Source organism: Plectonema radiosum NIES-515 (assembly GCF_025753815.1).
GTDB lineage: Bacteria > Cyanobacteriota > Cyanobacteriia > Cyanobacteriales > Nostocaceae > Hassallia > Hassallia radiosum_A.
This window is the reverse complement of the sequence record NZ_JAOWRF010000211.1, coordinates 32,039-50,297: the sequence shown is the minus strand read 5'-3', so window position 1 is coordinate 50,297 and position 18,259 is coordinate 32,039. Positions and strand designations below refer to the sequence as shown.

Sequence of the window (18,259 nt, the reverse complement as noted above, 5' to 3'; positions counted from 1 at the left end):
CCACCCCCTGCGAAAAATCTCATGTTACCCAGGACAGCGATCGCCAAAGAAAGGAGGTAAGACCAAGGTTAGAATTTTCACAGTCCCTCATGGGAGCAAAGCTTCTACTAAATGACTTACTTAGCTTAACCTTCTCTCCATCAGGTCACCTTATTGCTCTTGCTAATTTAAAAAATGAGAAAGATAATTCTCTTTTCTCTGTAGATATGAAAACTGGAGAGATGAGCCTGCTATCAAAAGTGGCGGTAGACAAAATAGTGTTTCCTCGTAAGTTGGAAAAATCGAAAATATAGCCAGAACATTACTTGTGTTGTCTTTGGGTTTTCAACAAAAACTAACTTTTTATCACGAAAGTAGAATAAATTACGGTAAGAGCAAAAATCATGAATCTAATAATAAGACGTCGCAGATTTGGTCAGATGGTAATTGTCAGCGCGGCTACAACTGCGATCGCCAATTTTGCAGGTAAGAGCATTGCACAAAACTCGCAATCGCTGATTGGGGTACGCTTTTCCTCTAATACAACTAAGCAGAGCAAGAAAGTCTCTACTGATGTAGAAAATAGCACTCCAGCATTGACCTTAGTATCTTTAGATTTCTCAGTTTCTTCAGATTTCTCAAGTGGTGAAGAAAAACTGAGTACAGAGATTCCAACCCAAACAGTTGATAATAAAGATACAAAAACTGAGAAAGTTAGTAAAGCTATACATAGTCAACCCAGTGAACGGATAACTGGTTTGGCTGTCCTCTCAGATGGTACAATTATTACTAGTACCGTAGGATCAGACCAAAAGGGTAATTACAGTAAGCTGTTATTTACCGATAAAAAGTCTCCAAAATCTAATAAATCTAAAAAAGTATCAGGCTTTAAAAAAAGCAACAGTACTATTGAGTATGTGGTAGCCACTAAAGATGACAAAATTATTAGTGTAGTTAGCCAAACTGGAGGACCTCCTCCTTTTGAATTGGTACTTATTGACCCAAAGAATGGTAAGGTCACTTATGATACTGAATTAAAGCTGCCAGATCTCCCACCAGATATACGGTTTAGCAATCTTGCTCTAGCCCCTGATGGGACATTTTTTGCTACCACCCTTGATCGTGATGACGCCACAACTTTAGTACAACTAGACCCACAAAGAATCTCGGTACTTACTGGCAGATTATTAATTAACAAACTGGCACAATTAACTTACAACAAAGAGCCTTTGCCAAATGACTTACTCAGTTTAACTTTCTCTCCATCAGGTCAACTGATTGCACTTGCTAGGTTTGAAAACGATAAAACTAATTCTCTTTTAGCTGTGGATAGGAAAACAGGAGAAATGACGCTTTTGTCAAAAGTCGCGGTAGATAAAATTGCGTTTACTCGATAAGTAAGACAAATCGAAAATTCTCAAATATCTAAGATTTTATAGAGCTTATTTATCTGACATGCAAAAGATAAATAAGCTTGTACTTGCTTGTACTTAAATTCATTAAAAAGTATTCATTAGCCCACTCTTCACCCCTTCCTAGAAATAGGAAGGATTTTTTTTCTCTAAATTTACGGATGATTTTTCGTTAGTCCTCAAAACTACTCTTTGTCATTAATAAAAGCTAAAAAAATGAACTTACAATCCCTAGAATTGAAGAATACCAAAGAGAAACTATCAGTAAGTATTATTGTTCCATGCTTTAATGAGTCTGAAAGTATTCAATTTCTCAAGGAAAAGCTGTTGCCAGTATTAGCAAAGCTGCGCTTAGAGAGGTCGGTGGAACTTATTTGTGTTGATGATGGTAGCAGCGACGACACATTTTTGAAATTAGAGCAATACTTTGGTCAACAAGCCCAGATCATCCGTCATCCCAAAAATAAAGGACTTTCAGCAGCAACAAAAACTGGTTTGATACACTCGACAGCCGATCTTATCTGCACTATAGATAGTGACTGCACTTATGATCCTGAAGATCTTCTTGGTCTTTTGAATTTAATGCATGGAGATATTGATATTGTCACAGCTTCTCCTTACCATCCCAAAGGTAGGGTGAAAAATGTTCCAGAGTGGCGTTTATTTCTCAGTAAAGGTTTGTCACAGCTTTATAGGTTAGTATTGCCACAAAAGCTCTATACCTATACAAGTATGTTTAGAGCCTACCGACGGGAAGTGCTAGAAACAGTGCCAATCACACATCCAGGATTTCTTGGACTGGTAGAGATAGTAGCAGAAGCAATGTTAAGGGGATATAAAGTAGTAGAATATCCAGCACAATTGAGTCGTAGGCAGTTTGGGCAGTCTAAGCTGCGTGTCACAAGAGTGATTTTGAGTCACTTAAAGTACATTGTTCAACTCATTGTGCGACAAGCATTGAAACCCCAAAAAGCCTGGATGTTGCGATATGGATATGTAGCGATTCCCACATTCATCAGGTACAGAAATAAAGAAAGAATTAACCGCAGATGAAGATAGATAAACGCTGATGGACGCAGATAAATTTGTACCTCAGCAGACTAAAAAATGCTATAGTATTAAAAATAACTGATGAAAATCGCTACAATATTGGGTGCTAGGCCGCAATTTATTAAAGCATCTGTAGTTAGTTCTGCTTTGAAAAGTGCTGGTATATATGAAAAAATTATTCATACAGGGCAGCACTTTGATTCATTAATGTCTGATATCTTTTTCCAAGATTTAGGCTTGCCTGAGCCTGATTATCATTTGAACATTCATAGCCTGAATCATGGGGCAATGACAGGTCGAATGATGGAAAAACTAGAAGAATTTTTACTTCAAGTCAAACCTGATTGGATATGTGTTTATGGCGACACTAACTCCACATTGGCAGGTGCTTTAGTTGCTGCAAAATTATGTATTCCACTTGCTCATATAGAAGCAGGATTACGAAGTTTTAATCGCCAAATGCCTGAAGAAGTTAATCGAGTTGTAACTGACCATCTTTCGCAACTTCTCTTTGCTCCTACCCCTTTAGCAGTGGAATGTCTCCAAAAAGAGGGGATTGTTGAAGGAGTCCACCTGGTTGGAGATGTTATGATGGATTCTATTTTGACTTATCAGGCTAAAGCAAAGCAGACTTCTGAAATTCTTGTGAAGTATCAATTGCAACCAAACAAATTTTATCTTGCTACCATTCACCGACCTAGTAATACAGATGATAGCCATCGTCTGAGTTCGATTCTCGATAATTTGACAAAATTAGATTTTTCGGTTGTTTTTCCGATCCATCCTCGCACCCAGGCTAAAATCGAAAAAATGGGATTGAGTCACTATCTTAATACCAACTCAATTTTGGCAATTCCACCAGTTAGTTACCTGGATATGCTGATGCTGGAAAGTGCTTGCAAAGCTGTGATTACAGATTCTGGAGGGATACAAAAGGAAGCCTATATTTTAGGTCGTCCCTGCTTGACACTCCGCAATGAAACAGAATGGAAAGAAACGGTAGAGGTGGGTTGGAATCAACTGGTACAGCCTGAGACATTATGTCAAGCGATCGCTAACTTCACTCCTCCCTCAGAAGCTCCTACACTCTATGGCGAGGGTAAGGCGTCTGCTAAAATTGCTGAAATCATTGGTTCGTGTACTTAAGTTATATTTAAGTAGCAGTTAATACTGAATATTTATATTCTTTAATTTAGGGCAAGTTTTGCTTCCTCAAAAACCTGAGATAGTTTTTGGATAAGACCAAAGACATCAAGCTTTTCATAAGACAATTTTGTGAACAATGAGAGTGTACGAAGCAAATGTCTGATACCATCATTCGAGTTGAAAATTTAAGCAAAACGTATATCTTGCAGCATCAAGAAGGAGGAAATAGCTACAAAGCGTTACGGGACGTGATTGCGAATGGGGCAAAATCAATTGGTCGCAAGCTTCGTCATTCAAGCGAATCAAAGTTTAACCCAACACGAGAAGAGTTTTGGGCTTTAAAAGATGTTTCTTTTGAAATTAAGCAAGGTGATAGAGTTGGCATTATTGGTCGCAATGGAGCCGGAAAATCGACCTTATTGAAAATTTTGAGCCGCATTACCGAACCAAGTAGGGGCAGAATTGCTATTAAAGGAAGAGTGGCAAGTCTATTAGAAGTTGGAACGGGGTTTCATCCAGAGTTAACCGGTAGAGAAAATATTTATCTCAATGGTGCTATTTTGGGTATGAGCAAAGCTGAGATAAAAAAGAAGTTTGATGAAATTGTTGCTTTTGCCGAAGTAGAGAAGTTTTTAGATACGCCAGTTAAGCGTTATTCTTCTGGAATGTATGTGCGGTTGGCATTTGCGGTTGCTGCCCATTTGGAGCCAGAAATTTTGATTGTGGATGAAGTACTGGCAGTAGGGGATACCCAGTTTCAGAAGAAGTGCCTAGGGAAAATGGAGGACGTAGGTAAGGAAGGGAGGACAGTATTATTTGTCAGCCACAATATGGGGACAATAACACAGTTATGCACCAAGGCAATCTATCTCAATCAAGGTCAAATTAAATATGTTGGCGATGTTAACTCAATTGTCTCTAAATATTTAACATCAGACAGTGATAATAATGCCTATAAAAAGCTAAGTCCAAGTAGAAATAAGCCAATCTTTTTCAAAGAATTTTCAGTTTCTAATCATGAAGGTAAAATTTCTTCAGAAATAGATGTTCGCTATCCTTTTCAGATTAACTTAAGTTATGAAGTGACAGACAGGCTTCAGAATGCTGAGATTTCATTGCGGATCGAAACCGATGATGTCAGAGCAGTTTTTACAACTAATCAATCAGATTGTCATCCGAATATATGTCATGAACGGAATCCAGGAATATATGAGGCTTCGATAGAAATTCCAGCTATGTTTTTAATGCCAGGCTCTTACTTCATAACAATCGGTGCTCACCAGCCAATGGTACAAATTTTTGAGCTTCACGAGCATATTCTCAGTTTTAATATCAATGAAACTGGAACTCGGTTAGCAAAATACGACAAACACAATTCTATGGGTGTTGTCATAGTTGATTTACCTTGGAAAGAACATCATCTAGTTACTACTTAATTAATCAAATAATTAAAAATGACTGTATTTAGTCCTCTCAATAAGTTAGGCTATGTAACCCGGCTTAAAAATATTCAGACAACGCAAATAATCTCTGATTGGAAGCGGGTTTTTCAAATAGACATTGCTGAAGAACTCGGAGAATATGAAGAAATCTGTCTATATCAGTGCAATCAAACAAAGTTGCAGTTTTTCATGCCTGATAATACGGTTGGCTCTGATAAGCTCTATGAGCAACTTGAAAAGTACGATTGGTACTATATGCCTAATAAATGGGAGCATGACGTAGCTCTACAAGATTTACAGGGGTGTCACAAAGTATTAGAAGTGGGTTGTGGAAGAGGTGCTTTTGTAGACCGATTATGTAAAGAAGCAAAATTAGAGGCTCAAGGAATTGAAATTAATTCAAGTGCTGTTAACTATGCTCGACAAAAAGGAATTCCAGTTTCTCAGATAAATTTAAATGAATTTTCTCATAAAATGGCAAACCAATTTGATGCCGTTTGTGCTTTCCAAGTCTTAGAACATGTTTCAGATCCTCGTCTTTTTCTAGAATCCTTGATCCAGCTAGTTAAGCCTGGCGGAAAATTAATAATATCTGTCCCAAATTCTGAATCTTTCCTGCAATATTGCGAGAATAATCTACTCGATCAACCTCCTCATCATATGACTCGCTGGTGTCAAGCAACTTTCGAGAGCCTTACTTCTATTTTTCCTCTTCGGCTTAAGCAATTCAGAATAGAACCTCTAGCTACTTATCACGTTGGTTGGTATATTTCAGTACAATTATCTCAAGTGCCCAAAATACGTCTATTGCAAAGTTTAGCCTTTCGATTTGGTTATCAGATATTACAACCTGTTCTGAAAAATTCTCCTTTGCTGCGTAATTTCATCCCAGGACATACGTTATATGTTTGCTTGGAAAAGATTAGCTAAAGGATTTTTCTGTTATTAATATATGAATGTACTACATATTAATCAATCAGATATTGGTGGTGGAGCTGCGATCGCAGGCTACCGACTACATCAAGGTTTGCTAGATCAGGGTATTGATTCGCGCTTACTCGTAGAAACAGTCAAAACTAGCAGCGATCGCGTAGCAGTTGTTCCTCACACTAGACGCCACATCGAAAATCAGCTTTATCGTTTCACTTGGGGTTTTGGACTTAACTATATTAACAAAATCAGTAGCTTTGATATTCCTAAACATAGCTTCTACAAACAAGCAGATGTCCTCAACTTTCACAACCTTCATAGTGATTACTTTAACTACTTAGCAATACCTTCATTAACTGAGAGTAAACCGGCTATTTGTACACTCCATGATATGTGGAGCTTCACTGGGCATTGTGCCTATAGTTTTGACTGCGATCGCTGGAAAATTGGTTGTGGTCAATGTCCTTATCCAGATATTTATCCGGCTGTTAGCAAAGATAATACTCATCTTGAGTGGAAACTGAAAAACTGGGTTTATAGCAGGTCTAACCTAACTATTGTTACTCCAAGTAAATGGCTAGCAGAGCAAGCAAAGCAGAGTATGCTCAATTGCTTCCCAATTCATTACATTCCTTACGGAATTGATACACAAGCCTATCAACCTATAGATACCAAACAATGTCGTTTGATTCTTGACATTCCACCAAATAAAAAAGTTTTAATGTTTGGAGCAGACAATCTGAAAAATGATCGCAAGGGTGGTGACTTGTTATTAAAGGTCTTGCAGAGTTTACCAGAGTCGTTGAAAGCAGAAATTTTATTACTGACTATTGGCAGTAGCAGTGAAACAATCTCGGATCTTGTTGGAATGTCAAACTTGAATCTAGGCTACATTAGCAGCGATCGCCTTAAGTCAATAGCTTATTCTGCTGCTGACCTGTTTATTTTTCCCACCCGTGCTGATAATTTACCTTTGGTACTACAGGAGAGTATGGCATGTGGTACGCCGATGGTATCTTTTAAGATTGGTGGGGTTCCCGATTTAGTACGTCCTGGTATTACTGGTTATCTAGCACAACCAGAAGATGTAGAAGATTTCTGTAATGGGATTATTCAACTGCTTGAAGACGGTGAAGAACGCGATCGCATGGGTCAAAATTGTCGAGCGATCGCTCTAGAGGAATACCCTCTAGAAGTGCAGGCGCAGCGATATATTGAACTATACAGTCAGCTATTGCAAAATTAGAAGACGATTTCTCCGTCACGCTACGCGAACGCATAGAGCAAAACTGTTACTATTCGGAACGCTCAACCCTAGCAGCGATAGACCAAAATTACCCATTATGAGACTTAGCTAAATATTTATAATGCTTAAAGAAGCGCCAAAAATTTCTATAGTAACTCCTTCTTTCAATCAAGCTGAATTTCTTGAAGCAACCATCCAAAGTGTGTTGTCCCAAAATTATCCTAATCTTGAATATATCATTATTGATGGTGGATCAACAGATGGCAGTTTAGAAATTATTAAAAAATACGAAAGCTATCTGCACTTCTGGTGCAGTGAACCTGACAAGGGTCAATATGATGCTATCAACAAGGGATTCGCCTATGCCAATGGTGAGATTATGGCATGGCTGAATAGTGATGATATGTATTGTACATGGACATTAAAAACAGTAGCCAATATTATGTCTAAACTTCCGCAAGTTGAGTGGCTAGGAACGTTAAATCCTGGCGGCTGGGATTGGGATGGTTTCTGTACAGGATTTGGCTCAATTCCTGGTTATTCCAGGCAAGCATTTTTGGATGGTTATTTCGTTCCTTGGGGTAGAAAGAGTCAGGATAAATGCTGGATAATACAGCAGGAGTCTACTTTTTGGCGTCGCAGTCTATGGGAAAAAGCGGGAAGTTATGTACGTACAGATTTAAAATTAGCAAGTGACTTTGAACTCTGGTCACGTTTTTATTTTCATGCAGAACTATATGGAACATATTCACCATTGGGTGGTTTTCGCAGCCAATCAAAACAGAAGACTACAGATAAATTAGCGTATGCCAGTGAAGCGGAAAAAGTCCTATCTATTATGCGAGATCAATTGGGTTACTCTCCAAATATTTACACAAATTTATCAATCACATTGAAGCTTGATAAAATACCTAAAGCTCGAAATATAGTTGCTTCGAGGTTTGGCTACATAGGCAAAAAGATCGTCAAACATAATCTATCTTTACCAGATTCTTATTGGGAGATAGAAAAATATAATTTTATCTAAAAAAGATGTTCGTGTAAATTTATAAAATCTTTAAAAAAGAAACATTATTTTCGGCGATAATGAATAATTGAATTAACAATCAACCAGATTTAAAATTGCTTTTAAGAACAATGAATAAATTACTTGTGACAGGTTCCTCCGGTCTAATAGGCTCAGAAGTTGTTGACTACTTCTGCAAAGAAGGATGGCAAGTTTATGGTATCGACAACAATCAGCGAGCCGATTTTTTCGGTGCTGCTGGTGATACCCGCTGGAACCAAAAACGTCTTTTAGAAAATCATCAAAACTTTCAGCATGTTGAACTTGATATTCGCGATCGCTTAGGGATTCTCAATTGTCTAAAGTCCTTAAAACCTGACATGGTAGTTCACACTGCTGCTCAACCCAGTCACGACTTAGCAGCATCTCGACCATTCGATGATTTTGATGTTAACGCTGTTGGTACTCTCAACCTTTTAGAAGCTGTTCACCAACACATTCCGGAAGCAGTATTCATTCATATGAGTACCAACAAAGTTTATGGCGATCGACCCAACACTATCCCTTTAAAGGAGTTAGATACTCGCTGGGACTATAGCGATCCAGATTACTACAATGGTATTACTGAAGACTTTTCCATCGATCAAAGTAAACATAGCCTCTTTGGAGCTTCTAAAGTAGCAGCTGATGTTTTAGTACAAGAATATGGACGCTACTTTGGGATAAAAACCTGTTGTTTGCGTGGTGGGTGTTTAACCGGACCAAATCATAGTGGTGTTGAGTTACATGGATTTTTGAGTTATTTAATTAAGTGCAATTTGGAAGGTAAACTTTACCGCATTTATGGATACAAGGGTAAACAGGTCAGAGATAACATCCATTCCCTGGATGTAGCTAGGTTCATTCACGCCTTTTGGGGAAATCCCCGTTGCGCTGAGGTGTATAATTTAGGTGGCGGTAGGCAGAACAGTTGCTCAATTTTAGAGGCTTTTGAGCGAATTGCTACCCTTAGCGGCAAGAAGATGCAGTACGAATATGTTGATAAAAACCGCGAGGGAGATCACATTTGCTACATCAGCGACTTAAGCAAAATGCAGGCTCAATATCCAGAGTGGAGTCTCACCAAATCATTAGATGATATTTTCGAGGAAATTTACAAGAGCTGGCAGTACAGATTGTAGTTAAACATGGTTCACCTACTTTCTATTTTTGCTCTCCTTTGATGACTGACTAACAAGGATGATGAACTTAAAGCATATTGTACTTACTGACCCAGCTCTCAACGGTTTTGAATATGGAATGCTTCGAGATTTTGAGGAGGAAATAATTCGTGTTACGAGTGGACATCCTGTAGTAATGCCAAAGCGAAAATTACCAACGTTTATTGAGGATCGTATAGGACATGGAACTCGATATAGTAACTTGCGAAAATTTATTCCCAAAGTTGAGTGTGACCTGAAAGCAGATGTTCTTTGGCTGATACTCATGGGTCCCGAAAACTTCCCTCTCGATTTATTCAAAAATTGGGATCGACATGTTGGAGTTAAAATACTTTACATATTTGATACTTTTGAGGCACAACTACCTTCAATTCGTCGGGTTTTACAGTCAGCAAAATGGGATCTTGCCATCACTTCTTTTCATGGAGCGCTTCCCTTTTTGGAGGAACAAACACAACACAAATGGTATGCCGTGCCTCAAGGTGTGAAGCTTGATCGGTTTAAACCAGTTGCAAAAGAAGAAAAATTAATTAGTTTTTCTGCGTATGGTCGTCGGCTACAAAATGTTCATCATAGTATCAAAGAATATTGTTTGCAAACTGATAAGTATTATGAATACACCACAACAACTGGTCTACAACCGCAACTAGACCCCTGCGAAAATTATAGACAATATGCATGGCATCTGGCACACAGTTTTTTTACCTTTTCCTGGCCTGTAGAGCTAACTAATCCTAAAAGAGTTCTGACATTTAGTCCAATGACTTGTAGATGGTTTGAAGCCGCTGCCAGTGGCACAGTGATTGTTGGTCAAGCTCCTAAAGAGCCGGAATTTGAAAAGATATTTGGTTCTGATTTAGTAATTCCAATCGATTATACGCAAAGTCAGGAGCATTTAAAGTTAATTTGGGAAGAGCTATGGGAAAATCGTTATATTTATTTTCAATCTGCTTTAAAAAATAGAGAAAGATTAGCAGATAATTGGAGTTGGGAGACCCGTGTGTGGGAAATTTTCAAGCTAGCAAATATGACTTGAAAAATAGTAAGAATATTATCAAATTAATACTTTAAAATTACAACTTTGCTCATGCTACGTTTAGCTTATTTTGTCTCTCATCCCATTCAGTATCAAGCTCCTTTGTTGCGGCTGATCGCGGCAGATCCAGAAATTGAGCTAAAGGTTTTTTTTTACAGCGATTTTTCCTTGAAGGCTTATCAGGATGAGGGATTTGGGCGATTAATTGAATGGGATGTGCCATTAACACAGGGTTACGATTATCATTTTTTAGACTGCTGGGGTAGTAAGAAACAGCAAAATGTCTTACAACAATCTTTTGCTAAGGATATTTCTAAACAGTTAAAACAAGGACAATTCGATGCAATTTGGGTGCATGGGTGGTCTTGGCTGTGTAGTATACAAGCAGTGCTGGCAGCTAATAAATTGGGCATTCCAGTGTTGATTCGGGGAGAGTCTAACGGTATAAGTGAACCAACTAATGCGTTTAAAAAAATTGCAAAAAAAGTTTTTTTAGGCTGGCTTTTTAAGAAGATTGCTGGTTTTCTCTACATCGGGACTTTTAATCGTCAGTTTTACAAGAGGTATGGAGTTGAGGATAAACAGCTATTTTGCGTGCCCTATGCCGTTGATAATGATTACTTCCAAAAGCAAGCTGTAGTAGCTCATGCCCATCGTGAAGAACTACGGCGATCGCTCAATTTAGATCCAGATAGACCTATAATTCTCTATGCTGCCAAACTCATTGATGTAAAGCGTCCCCAGGATTTGCTCGCAGCTTATCGATTGCTCTCATCTGATGGTGTGCAAGAGCCAGACCCTTACTTGTTATTTGTGGGAGATGGAGTTTTGCGTCCAATTCTGGAAGCCCAAGCCAAAGAAACAAACTGGCAATCCATTCGCTTTTTAGGTTTTCGCAATCAGTCCCAAATGCCTGCTGTTTATGACTTGTGCGACGTATTTGTCTTACCATCTGATTTTGAGCCTTGGGGATTGGCAATCAACGAAGTGATGAATGCTGGCAAAGCGGTAGTTGTGAGCGATCGCGTGGGCTGTGTGCCTGACTTGGTGAAAGAGGGGCAAAATGGACGAACTTTTCCTGTAGGAGATGTTGCGGCTTTGGCAGAGTCAATTCGGTTTTGCATCACCAACCAGTCTTCGGCAGGAGATATCAGCTTTCAACAGATCCAAAAGTGGAGCTATCAGGAAGATTTGCAGGGACTCAAACAAGCCTTAAATTATTTGCAGGTCAAAGCTTAAATGAAAAAAGTCTTGATAGTTGGAGATACACTAGAAATAGGGCGTACCGAAGAAGTTTACGGACGAGGATTTTCTGCCTTTGGCTGTGAAGTGCAACATTTCACCTGGAAAGCAGCTGCACCGAGTTTATATTCTGCTTCATTGTGGGATAAAGTAGCTTGGCGGTTGGCATGGCAACCACTGGCAAAATTAGCAAATCAGAAATTACTGGACATAGCAAATCAGTTTCAGCCTGATTTAACTTTAGTTATTTCACCTCGTTTAATTAATCCTGACAGCATTCTGGCTTTGCAGCAACATGGTCTAGTTTTTGTCTTTTTTACTGACAATCCCGTAGATGCACATCATACCCACACTAATTCCTGGGTAGAACAGGGATTTACCTTGTGGGATGCAGCTTTTATCTGGAGTCAAGAACTAGTTGAACGCTTAATTGCCAATGGTGTAAAAAAAGCTTTTTTTCATCCCTTTTGTAGCGATGTTGAATATCACTTTCCCAAAAAACAGGCTAACCCCGCTTATGATGTAACGTTTATTGGTAATTGGGATGCTAGCCGAAAGCGAGAGCAATATTTAAAGGCGATCGCTGATTATCGTTTAGGACTTTGGGGGTCTAATTACTGGAATAGTCATTGTAAAGAACCTGGATTAAAAGGTCTGTCCCAAGGAATGTGCAGTTATACAGAAATTCCGGAAATTTTAGGCTCTGCCAAAATAGGTTTAAATATTTTGCGTCCTCAGAATGAAGAGGGGCACAATATTAGAACATATGAGATTCCTGCGACAGCAACACTGATGTTGAGTGAACGGAGTGAAGTGTTAGTGAATTTATTTGCTGAAGATAAAGAAGCTGTATATTTTTCTAATCCTGATGAATTGAGGCAGAAAGTTCAATATCTGTTACAAAATCCTGCTCTAATTGAATCTATTGCTGAGGCTGGTTATAAGAAGGCGTTAGAAAATACGATTAGTGATAGAGTTACAGAAATTGCTAATCTTTATCAAGAAATAATATTTGATCAAAATAGTCAAGTTCAGAATATTGCACTATAAAAATACATAGTAAGTCAATGAAGGTAACTGTTTCAGTCTGCGGACGCTTTCATGCATTTAACTTAGCCCAACAATTACAAACAAAAAAATATTTACATAAATTAATCTCTACCTATCCAAGTTTTGCCATTACTAAGTTTGGTATTGATAAACAGTTTATTCATTCTATATGGCATTTGGAAGCTCTATCTCGCAGCTGGTATAGATTACCAGTTTGGCTAAGAGGCGATCGCAACCTACAACTATGGTTTGTAGAGGAGTTTGACCGCTCAGTAACAAATAGCTTATCATCTGGGTTTGATTTATTTGTGGGTTGGTCAGGATATAATTTTTGGTCTCTGCATAGGGCTAAAGAACTAGGTGCAAAAACAATAATTGAGCGCGGTAGTAGCCACATGCATTATCAAACAGAAATTCTTAAAGAAGAATATGAAAGATGGGGATTAAAATTTACCGAAACTCATCCTGGAATATACGAAAGAGAAATAAAATCCTATGCTGATGCTGACAAAATTACTGTTCCCAGCTTATTTGCGAAACGTACTTTTTTAGAACAGGGAATATCAGAAAGTAAACTAATTCATGTTCCCTATGGAACTTCTCTTGCAGAGTTTTATCCAGTTCCAAAAGAAGATGATATCTTTCGAGTTATCCACTGTGGTGGTATTAACCTACGTAAAGGTATACAGTATTTATTGCAAGCTTTTTATGAGTTAAACTTACCCAAAGCAGAGTTGTGGCTTGTAGGTGCAATTGCTCCCGAAATCAAACCTTTTTTAGCTAAATATCAAAGCGATCGTATTATCTACAAAGGTAAGCAACCTCAAAATCAACTGCGATGGTTCTACTCGCAATGTTCAGTATTTTGTCTAGCATCAATTGAAGAAGGTTTGGCAATGGTTCAACCGCAAGCAATGGCATGTGGTTTACCTATAATTCATACCACTAATACAGGTGGGGAGGATATTGTCAGGGATGGTATTGATGGTTTTTGTGTCCCAATTCGGACTGTAGAAACTTTGAAAGAAAAAATACTTTTCTTCTACGAAAACCCAGATAAGCGAGAGCAGATGGGAAGAAATGCCTTAGAACAAGCACGTCAGTCTCTGTCTTGGGATGAATATGGTGAAAAGATAGTTAATAATTATTTGTATCTTTTTAACTAAGTGTATGCCCTCTTTTTCATCTAGATTTTTATATCTAAAATTATTAATTCCATACAAGTACTTAACCTTCGAGAATTATGATTTTTGATACACCACTTGTGACTACAGTTCGTTCGATCAAAGCCTTCCTACAAAGATTAGGAGCCGATAGTTTCATGAGTTTTACCAGTAATTTTTATCACTCAGCTTTATTAAAATATCCGGCTAAAAACTTTATCCGTAAGCGTGTGAATGGGGAAATCTATAAATTAGTTCCAGATTTAGCCGTATATACAGATACATACGAGCCTCATCTCATAGCTTGGTTGAAAGAATGGTTAAAAACAGGAGATACTTTTTGGGATATCGGAGCCAATTGGGGTTTTATCTCACTACCAGCAGATCGAAAGGATGCAGGGTATCAAATCTTCAACCATCATGCCTCTTGCCTAGAAACCTTAGAGGATGACGAATATCTCTGTTTACCACCTTCTCGCTCATAAATAAAACAGATTTCCGCGCTTGGTGTACTAGCCTAATTTTCAAATAAGGTGTAAGAATGGGTAAAAAAATTATCGGAATGCTTATCTATGCAAATCCCGACCACTATCCTCCAACAGTTAACGCTATTCATTTATTATCAGAACACTTTGATGTGGTTTTGATCGGTCGTAATCAAGAACTTCCTGATCGCGAATATCCTTCTAATGTTAAGATATACCGACTGGGAAAATATACAACAGTAAAAGAACGAGAGCAAGCATCAGCAAAAGCTAAATTTTGGGAATATATTAATTTTGTTGGTCAAGCACGCGATCTTTTAAAAGACGTATCTCTCATCTATGCTTATGATACTTTTGCCTACACTGTAACTTATCTTTGCCAACTATCCCTCCCTCAAAGAGTTCCCATAGTATACCAAAGCCATGAAACTAGCGAACATCTGGCTCCTTTAACTTCTTTATCTGGATGGACTCATAGAGCAGAACGAACCTGGATAAATAAAGCTGTGGTTACTGTATTTCCTGATAAAGATAGGGCAGTATTTTTTCAGAAAGTTACTAAGATTAAAAAAGAACCAATAATTGTTCCTAACTTTCCGTTAAAATGTGTTTTCAACCTTCCAGAAGATTGGGTTATGGTAATCAAGAAGCGGTGGGAGTTTATCACGTTCTTCTACAGAGGGTCGATTTCAAATGCCAGTGCTATGCAGGAAATTGTAACTGCCGCTTCACTGTTAAACAAAAATTTAAATATTAAATTTGTTGGTTTTATTACCACTGATAATGCTGAAAAACTTGGGAATTGGGTGGAACATCTGAAGATGTCAACCAAATTTTCTTATTTAGGAACCCTGCCGTATAAAGATTTACAAGCTCCTACATTGTTAGCAACAATAGGTTTTGCTCTCTACAAAAATATTAGCTTTGATCGCGTAGCTTGCGTAACTGCTTGTAATAAAATTTATGAATATGCTGCTTGTGGAGTACCAGTAATTGTCAGTAATTTTCCAAATTACCAAGAATATCTTATTAATGAGAGTTGGATTCGTTTTGCAGATCCTGACGATCCTCAATCTATTGCATCTGCTGTTCAGGATATTCTGAGTGACTTTGGCAAATACGAAGAAATGTGTTTAGCCGCTCGACAAGCTTTTGAAGAAAGGTATAATTATGAATCTGCTTTTTCTCCTCTATTGTGCAAAATTAAAGACTTAGTGAATTCCAGATAGAAAAACTTTAGGTAATTAAACACTGTGTATAATTATCATGGTGAAATTGACGGTGATTTAAATCAGTCGCAAAATTATGAGCAAATTGCTCTTATTCAAGCGAAAATAAAGCAAGAACGTTATTTTAGAAGACTGCGCCTATTTCTCATCTTTATTTTAGTTGTAGCTAGTGGTTACCTGCTGAAGCATCGTCCAGAACCAATCTCTATTGACAAAGCACTCATGGCATTGTCGATAATTTGGGTAGGTTTTTTGCCAAGTATACAGTATTTATCAGACCGCAAACGACCACCGATACCATTTTTCCCACTAGTTGGTATTTTTTACGTCACTAGCTTTGGTTTACCTATCTTTTCTAAAGAACTAGAATTTGCTGTTATCAAGCGCTTTTCTTTGGCAAATGTGACTAATGAAGCTTTAATTTTAGTATTTATAAGTCTACTTGGAATGAATATTTCCTACTATGTTTCTAAATCATCTTTATTGCAGAAAATTTCTCCTATTCAGCTATCAGGAGCATATTCAAAAAGTAAACTCCTAACTATTGTCTGGCAACTACTTCTGTTACACTTGGCTGGTTTATTTATTCCATTTATTAGAGCAATTCCCTCTTTAAACCAGTTACTAGAGCCAATTGGATATTTAGCTTTTGGGATACTTTATATTCTTTGGTCGCGTAGCCGACTACCATCTTTTCAAACATGGGTATTTTTAGGTGTATGTCTGCCAATAGAACTAATTTCTCGTCTTGCTACTGGCGCTTTAGCCCAAATGATGACTCTAGGTCTATTCATGACTATAGTTATTTGGTATGAGCGTAAGCGCTTTCCAGTTACATTGATAAGTCTTTCAATTATATTTTATATAATTTTCAATCCAGTCAAATACGAATTTCGTGCTTTAACATGGGGTGGAAAATATTCTCACTCAAATCCCATCGAAAAGGTTAAATTATTCACAGATCTTGTTATTAAGCAATACTCTAATCTTGGTGCTGAATACAAAAAAAAAGACTCGCATAAAGTTTCCGCTACAGAGCGAACAGCACATATTCTCCTATTCTCAAATATAGTTGATGACACACCAACTATAGTCCCTTACTGGGGTGGCAAAACTTACTCAAACTTATTGACCAGTTATATTCCTCGTGCGTTGTGGCCTGATAAACCTACAGAACAGATAGCAAATGAGTTTGGTAGACGTTATAAGTATCTAGGAAGTAACGACTATACCACCGCATGGAACCTTCCCTGGATTGTAGAAATGTACGCTAACTTTGGCTCTTTAGGTGTGCTGATAGGAATGCCACTGGTAGGATTATTTTTAGCCTTTCTTGAGCAAAAACTTAATGCTTCTAGAATGGATTCACTAGAAGTTGTGATCGGAGCTACAATCTTATTTCCTCTAATTTATCAAGAGTCTAATTTGTCTCTGATGATAGGAGCAGCAGTTAATATTTCTTTCGGTTTATATTTAATGTTTAAATTGTTATTGGGAGGTCAATCTAAACAAATATAAAAATCAATATTCCTATATATATCCTATGAATTAATTGAGATGATAAAATCAAAAAAATCGTTCTTTGTTTGAACTTTTGAAACCTCTTACTATTTATTCAATCAGAAATAATGTATATCAAAAAGGAGATATTAATTGGTGTTTAATTTAAATTTTACAAATGCCAGTACTACTCAAATAGTTAATGACCTCAAAAACAAGGGATATTTTGCTGCTGAAGAAGCATTGGAAGAACAATATATTGATGAACTACTTCAAGAAGTAGATTTCAACTCGATTTTAGTCAACAATAATGATGTTGGTGTAGTTATTGCCCAAAATATTAAATTTTTCACCCATTGCCTAGCGAGCTCTAAAAAAACATACGATATCATTACATCTAGAAAAATTTTAGAGATTTGTAAGGAATATTTTGATGATAATTATAAATTAACAAATCATCGAGTTTATCAAGTTAATCAAAAAGCTCATATGCCTTGGCATACAGACAATAACTTGCAGAGTGGTAAGCAATTAGCTGCCAAGCATAATATGCCTGGTCTATTATTTTTAATTTATTTCTCGGATGTGACAACAAATGCATTTCAATATCTTAAAGGTTCTCATAAGTGGTCTAGTAAATATGACCACGAAATTTACTTAAGTGATGATTTTATCGAAAAAAATTACAAACCCGATATACTTTCATTCCCCATGAAAAAGGGAAGCTTGATAATTTCTGATATTCACGGTATTCATCGGGCTGAACCTTTTCAGGATGATAATTATAACAGAACTACTTTACTTTTTCAAGTGGATCAAGTTGGTAGTGAATATGTAGGACATGGTGAAAAAAATCTAGTTAATACTGAATATCTTGATAATTTAACTCCAGAAGTAATGGATTATCTCGGATTTGGTTTTTCAAGAACTTATCCGGCTTTCCCAAACTCTTCAGTTGCTACTCTGAAACCTCAAGATATATTAGCACTACAAAAAAGGTTATTACCTCAAACAGTAGAAGCTTTTTTCAAATATATAGTAAATTCTTTATTGCCTGCTAACGTAATTATTAATGCCAAGCGAATATTATGGGATCTCAAACAAAATAAATAATCATAAATAA

The 18,259-nt window shown here is 37.3% G+C and carries 17 protein-coding genes; all 17 read left to right on the top strand.

Features of this window, described 5'->3' with window-relative positions; all coding sequences use genetic code 11:
* Window positions 1-89: 89 nt before the first annotated feature.
* The 17 genes from OGM63_RS14165 to OGM63_RS14085 all read left to right on the top strand — a co-directional run bounded on the left by OGM63_RS14165 (window position 90) and on the right by OGM63_RS14085 (window position 18,249).
* On the top strand, window positions 90-293 hold the full coding sequence (locus OGM63_RS14165) for a hypothetical protein (RefSeq protein ID WP_263746224.1): 204 nt from the start codon (window positions 90-92) through the stop codon (window positions 291-293).
* Between the two features lie 90 nt (window positions 294-383).
* Window positions 384-1,376, top strand: a complete 993-nt coding sequence (locus OGM63_RS14160) for an SMP-30/gluconolactonase/LRE family protein (protein WP_263746223.1) — start codon at window positions 384-386, stop codon at window positions 1,374-1,376.
* Between the two features lie 231 nt (window positions 1,377-1,607).
* Window positions 1,608-2,444 carry a glycosyltransferase family 2 protein gene (locus OGM63_RS14155; protein WP_263746222.1) on the top strand — a complete coding sequence of 279 codons (837 nt, stop codon included), beginning with the start codon at window positions 1,608-1,610 and terminating at the stop codon, window positions 2,442-2,444.
* A gap of 78 nt (window positions 2,445-2,522) precedes the next feature.
* Complete coding sequence (gene wecB, locus OGM63_RS14150) at window positions 2,523-3,587, top strand: non-hydrolyzing UDP-N-acetylglucosamine 2-epimerase (RefSeq protein WP_263746221.1); 1,065 nt, start codon at window positions 2,523-2,525, stop codon at window positions 3,585-3,587.
* A gap of 155 nt (window positions 3,588-3,742) precedes the next feature.
* A complete protein-coding gene (locus OGM63_RS14145) occupies window positions 3,743-5,023 on the top strand; it encodes an ABC transporter ATP-binding protein (RefSeq protein WP_263746220.1) in 1,281 nt (426 codons plus the stop codon).
* A gap of 18 nt (window positions 5,024-5,041) precedes the next feature.
* Window positions 5,042-5,959 (top strand): class I SAM-dependent methyltransferase, encoded by a 918-nt coding sequence (locus tag OGM63_RS14140; protein WP_263746219.1) that lies wholly within the window; start codon window positions 5,042-5,044, stop codon window positions 5,957-5,959.
* Window positions 5,960-5,981: 22 nt separating this feature from the next.
* A complete protein-coding gene (locus tag OGM63_RS14135; RefSeq protein ID WP_263746217.1) occupies window positions 5,982-7,205 on the top strand; it encodes a glycosyltransferase family 4 protein in 1,224 nt (407 codons plus the stop codon).
* A 121-nt stretch (window positions 7,206-7,326) separates the two neighbouring features.
* A complete protein-coding gene (locus OGM63_RS14130) occupies window positions 7,327-8,232 on the top strand; it encodes a glycosyltransferase family 2 protein (protein WP_263746216.1) in 906 nt (301 codons plus the stop codon).
* 110 nt (window positions 8,233-8,342) lie between these two features.
* Window positions 8,343-9,392, top strand: coding sequence for an NAD-dependent epimerase/dehydratase family protein (locus tag OGM63_RS14125; RefSeq protein ID WP_263746215.1), 1,050 nt, complete (start codon window positions 8,343-8,345; stop codon window positions 9,390-9,392).
* Between the two features lie 58 nt (window positions 9,393-9,450).
* A complete protein-coding gene (locus OGM63_RS14120; RefSeq protein WP_263746214.1) occupies window positions 9,451-10,467 on the top strand; it encodes a glycosyltransferase in 1,017 nt (338 codons plus the stop codon).
* 51 nt (window positions 10,468-10,518) lie between these two features.
* Window positions 10,519-11,706, top strand: a complete 1,188-nt coding sequence (locus tag OGM63_RS14115) for a glycosyltransferase family 4 protein (RefSeq protein WP_263746213.1) — start codon at window positions 10,519-10,521, stop codon at window positions 11,704-11,706.
* Window positions 11,707-12,759: a CgeB family protein gene (locus OGM63_RS14110; RefSeq protein ID WP_263746212.1), complete on the top strand. Its 1,053-nt coding sequence runs from the start codon at window positions 11,707-11,709 to the stop codon at window positions 12,757-12,759.
* A gap of 17 nt (window positions 12,760-12,776) precedes the next feature.
* Complete coding sequence (locus tag OGM63_RS14105; protein ID WP_263746211.1) at window positions 12,777-13,925, top strand: glycosyltransferase family 4 protein; 1,149 nt, start codon at window positions 12,777-12,779, stop codon at window positions 13,923-13,925.
* A 98-nt stretch (window positions 13,926-14,023) separates the two neighbouring features.
* Entirely contained in the window at window positions 14,024-14,407 is a 384-nt protein-coding gene (locus tag OGM63_RS14100) for a hypothetical protein (RefSeq protein WP_263746210.1), read from the top strand.
* A gap of 56 nt (window positions 14,408-14,463) precedes the next feature.
* Window positions 14,464-15,636: a glycosyltransferase gene (locus OGM63_RS14095; RefSeq protein WP_263746209.1), complete on the top strand. Its 1,173-nt coding sequence runs from the start codon at window positions 14,464-14,466 to the stop codon at window positions 15,634-15,636.
* A gap of 24 nt (window positions 15,637-15,660) precedes the next feature.
* Window positions 15,661-17,154 (top strand): DUF8712 domain-containing protein, encoded by a 1,494-nt coding sequence (locus OGM63_RS14090; RefSeq protein WP_263746208.1) that lies wholly within the window; start codon window positions 15,661-15,663, stop codon window positions 17,152-17,154.
* 138 nt (window positions 17,155-17,292) lie between these two features.
* The gene (locus tag OGM63_RS14085; protein WP_263746207.1) at window positions 17,293-18,249 is read left to right on the top strand and encodes a phytanoyl-CoA dioxygenase family protein; all 957 of its coding nucleotides are present in this window, start codon (window positions 17,293-17,295) and stop codon (window positions 18,247-18,249) included.
* Window positions 18,250-18,259 lie beyond the last annotated feature (10 nt).

Excerpts from the sequence above, each read along its gene's own strand:
- OGM63_RS14095 (WP_263746209.1), top strand. The coding sequence starts at position 14,464 with ATGGGTAAAAAAATTATCGGAATGCTTATCTATGCAAATCCCGACCAC.
- OGM63_RS14135 (WP_263746217.1), top strand. The coding sequence starts at position 5,982 with ATGAATGTACTACATATTAATCAATCAGATATTGGTGGTGGAGCTGCG.
- OGM63_RS14110 (WP_263746212.1), top strand. The coding sequence starts at position 11,707 with ATGAAAAAAGTCTTGATAGTTGGAGATACACTAGAAATAGGGCGTACC.
- OGM63_RS14140 (WP_263746219.1), top strand. The coding sequence starts at position 5,042 with ATGACTGTATTTAGTCCTCTCAATAAGTTAGGCTATGTAACCCGGCTT.
- OGM63_RS14125 (WP_263746215.1), top strand. The coding sequence starts at position 8,343 with ATGAATAAATTACTTGTGACAGGTTCCTCCGGTCTAATAGGCTCAGAA.
- OGM63_RS14130 (WP_263746216.1), top strand. The coding sequence starts at position 7,327 with ATGCTTAAAGAAGCGCCAAAAATTTCTATAGTAACTCCTTCTTTCAAT.
- OGM63_RS14115 (WP_263746213.1), top strand. The coding sequence starts at position 10,519 with ATGCTACGTTTAGCTTATTTTGTCTCTCATCCCATTCAGTATCAAGCT.
- OGM63_RS14145 (WP_263746220.1), top strand. The coding sequence starts at position 3,743 with ATGTCTGATACCATCATTCGAGTTGAAAATTTAAGCAAAACGTATATC.
- wecB (WP_263746221.1), top strand. The coding sequence starts at position 2,523 with ATGAAAATCGCTACAATATTGGGTGCTAGGCCGCAATTTATTAAAGCA.
- OGM63_RS14155 (WP_263746222.1), top strand. The coding sequence starts at position 1,608 with ATGAACTTACAATCCCTAGAATTGAAGAATACCAAAGAGAAACTATCA.
- OGM63_RS14120 (WP_263746214.1), top strand. The coding sequence starts at position 9,451 with ATGATGAACTTAAAGCATATTGTACTTACTGACCCAGCTCTCAACGGT.
- OGM63_RS14105 (WP_263746211.1), top strand. The coding sequence starts at position 12,777 with ATGAAGGTAACTGTTTCAGTCTGCGGACGCTTTCATGCATTTAACTTA.
- OGM63_RS14160 (WP_263746223.1), top strand. The coding sequence starts at position 384 with ATGAATCTAATAATAAGACGTCGCAGATTTGGTCAGATGGTAATTGTC.
- OGM63_RS14165 (WP_263746224.1), top strand. The coding sequence starts at position 90 with ATGGGAGCAAAGCTTCTACTAAATGACTTACTTAGCTTAACCTTCTCT.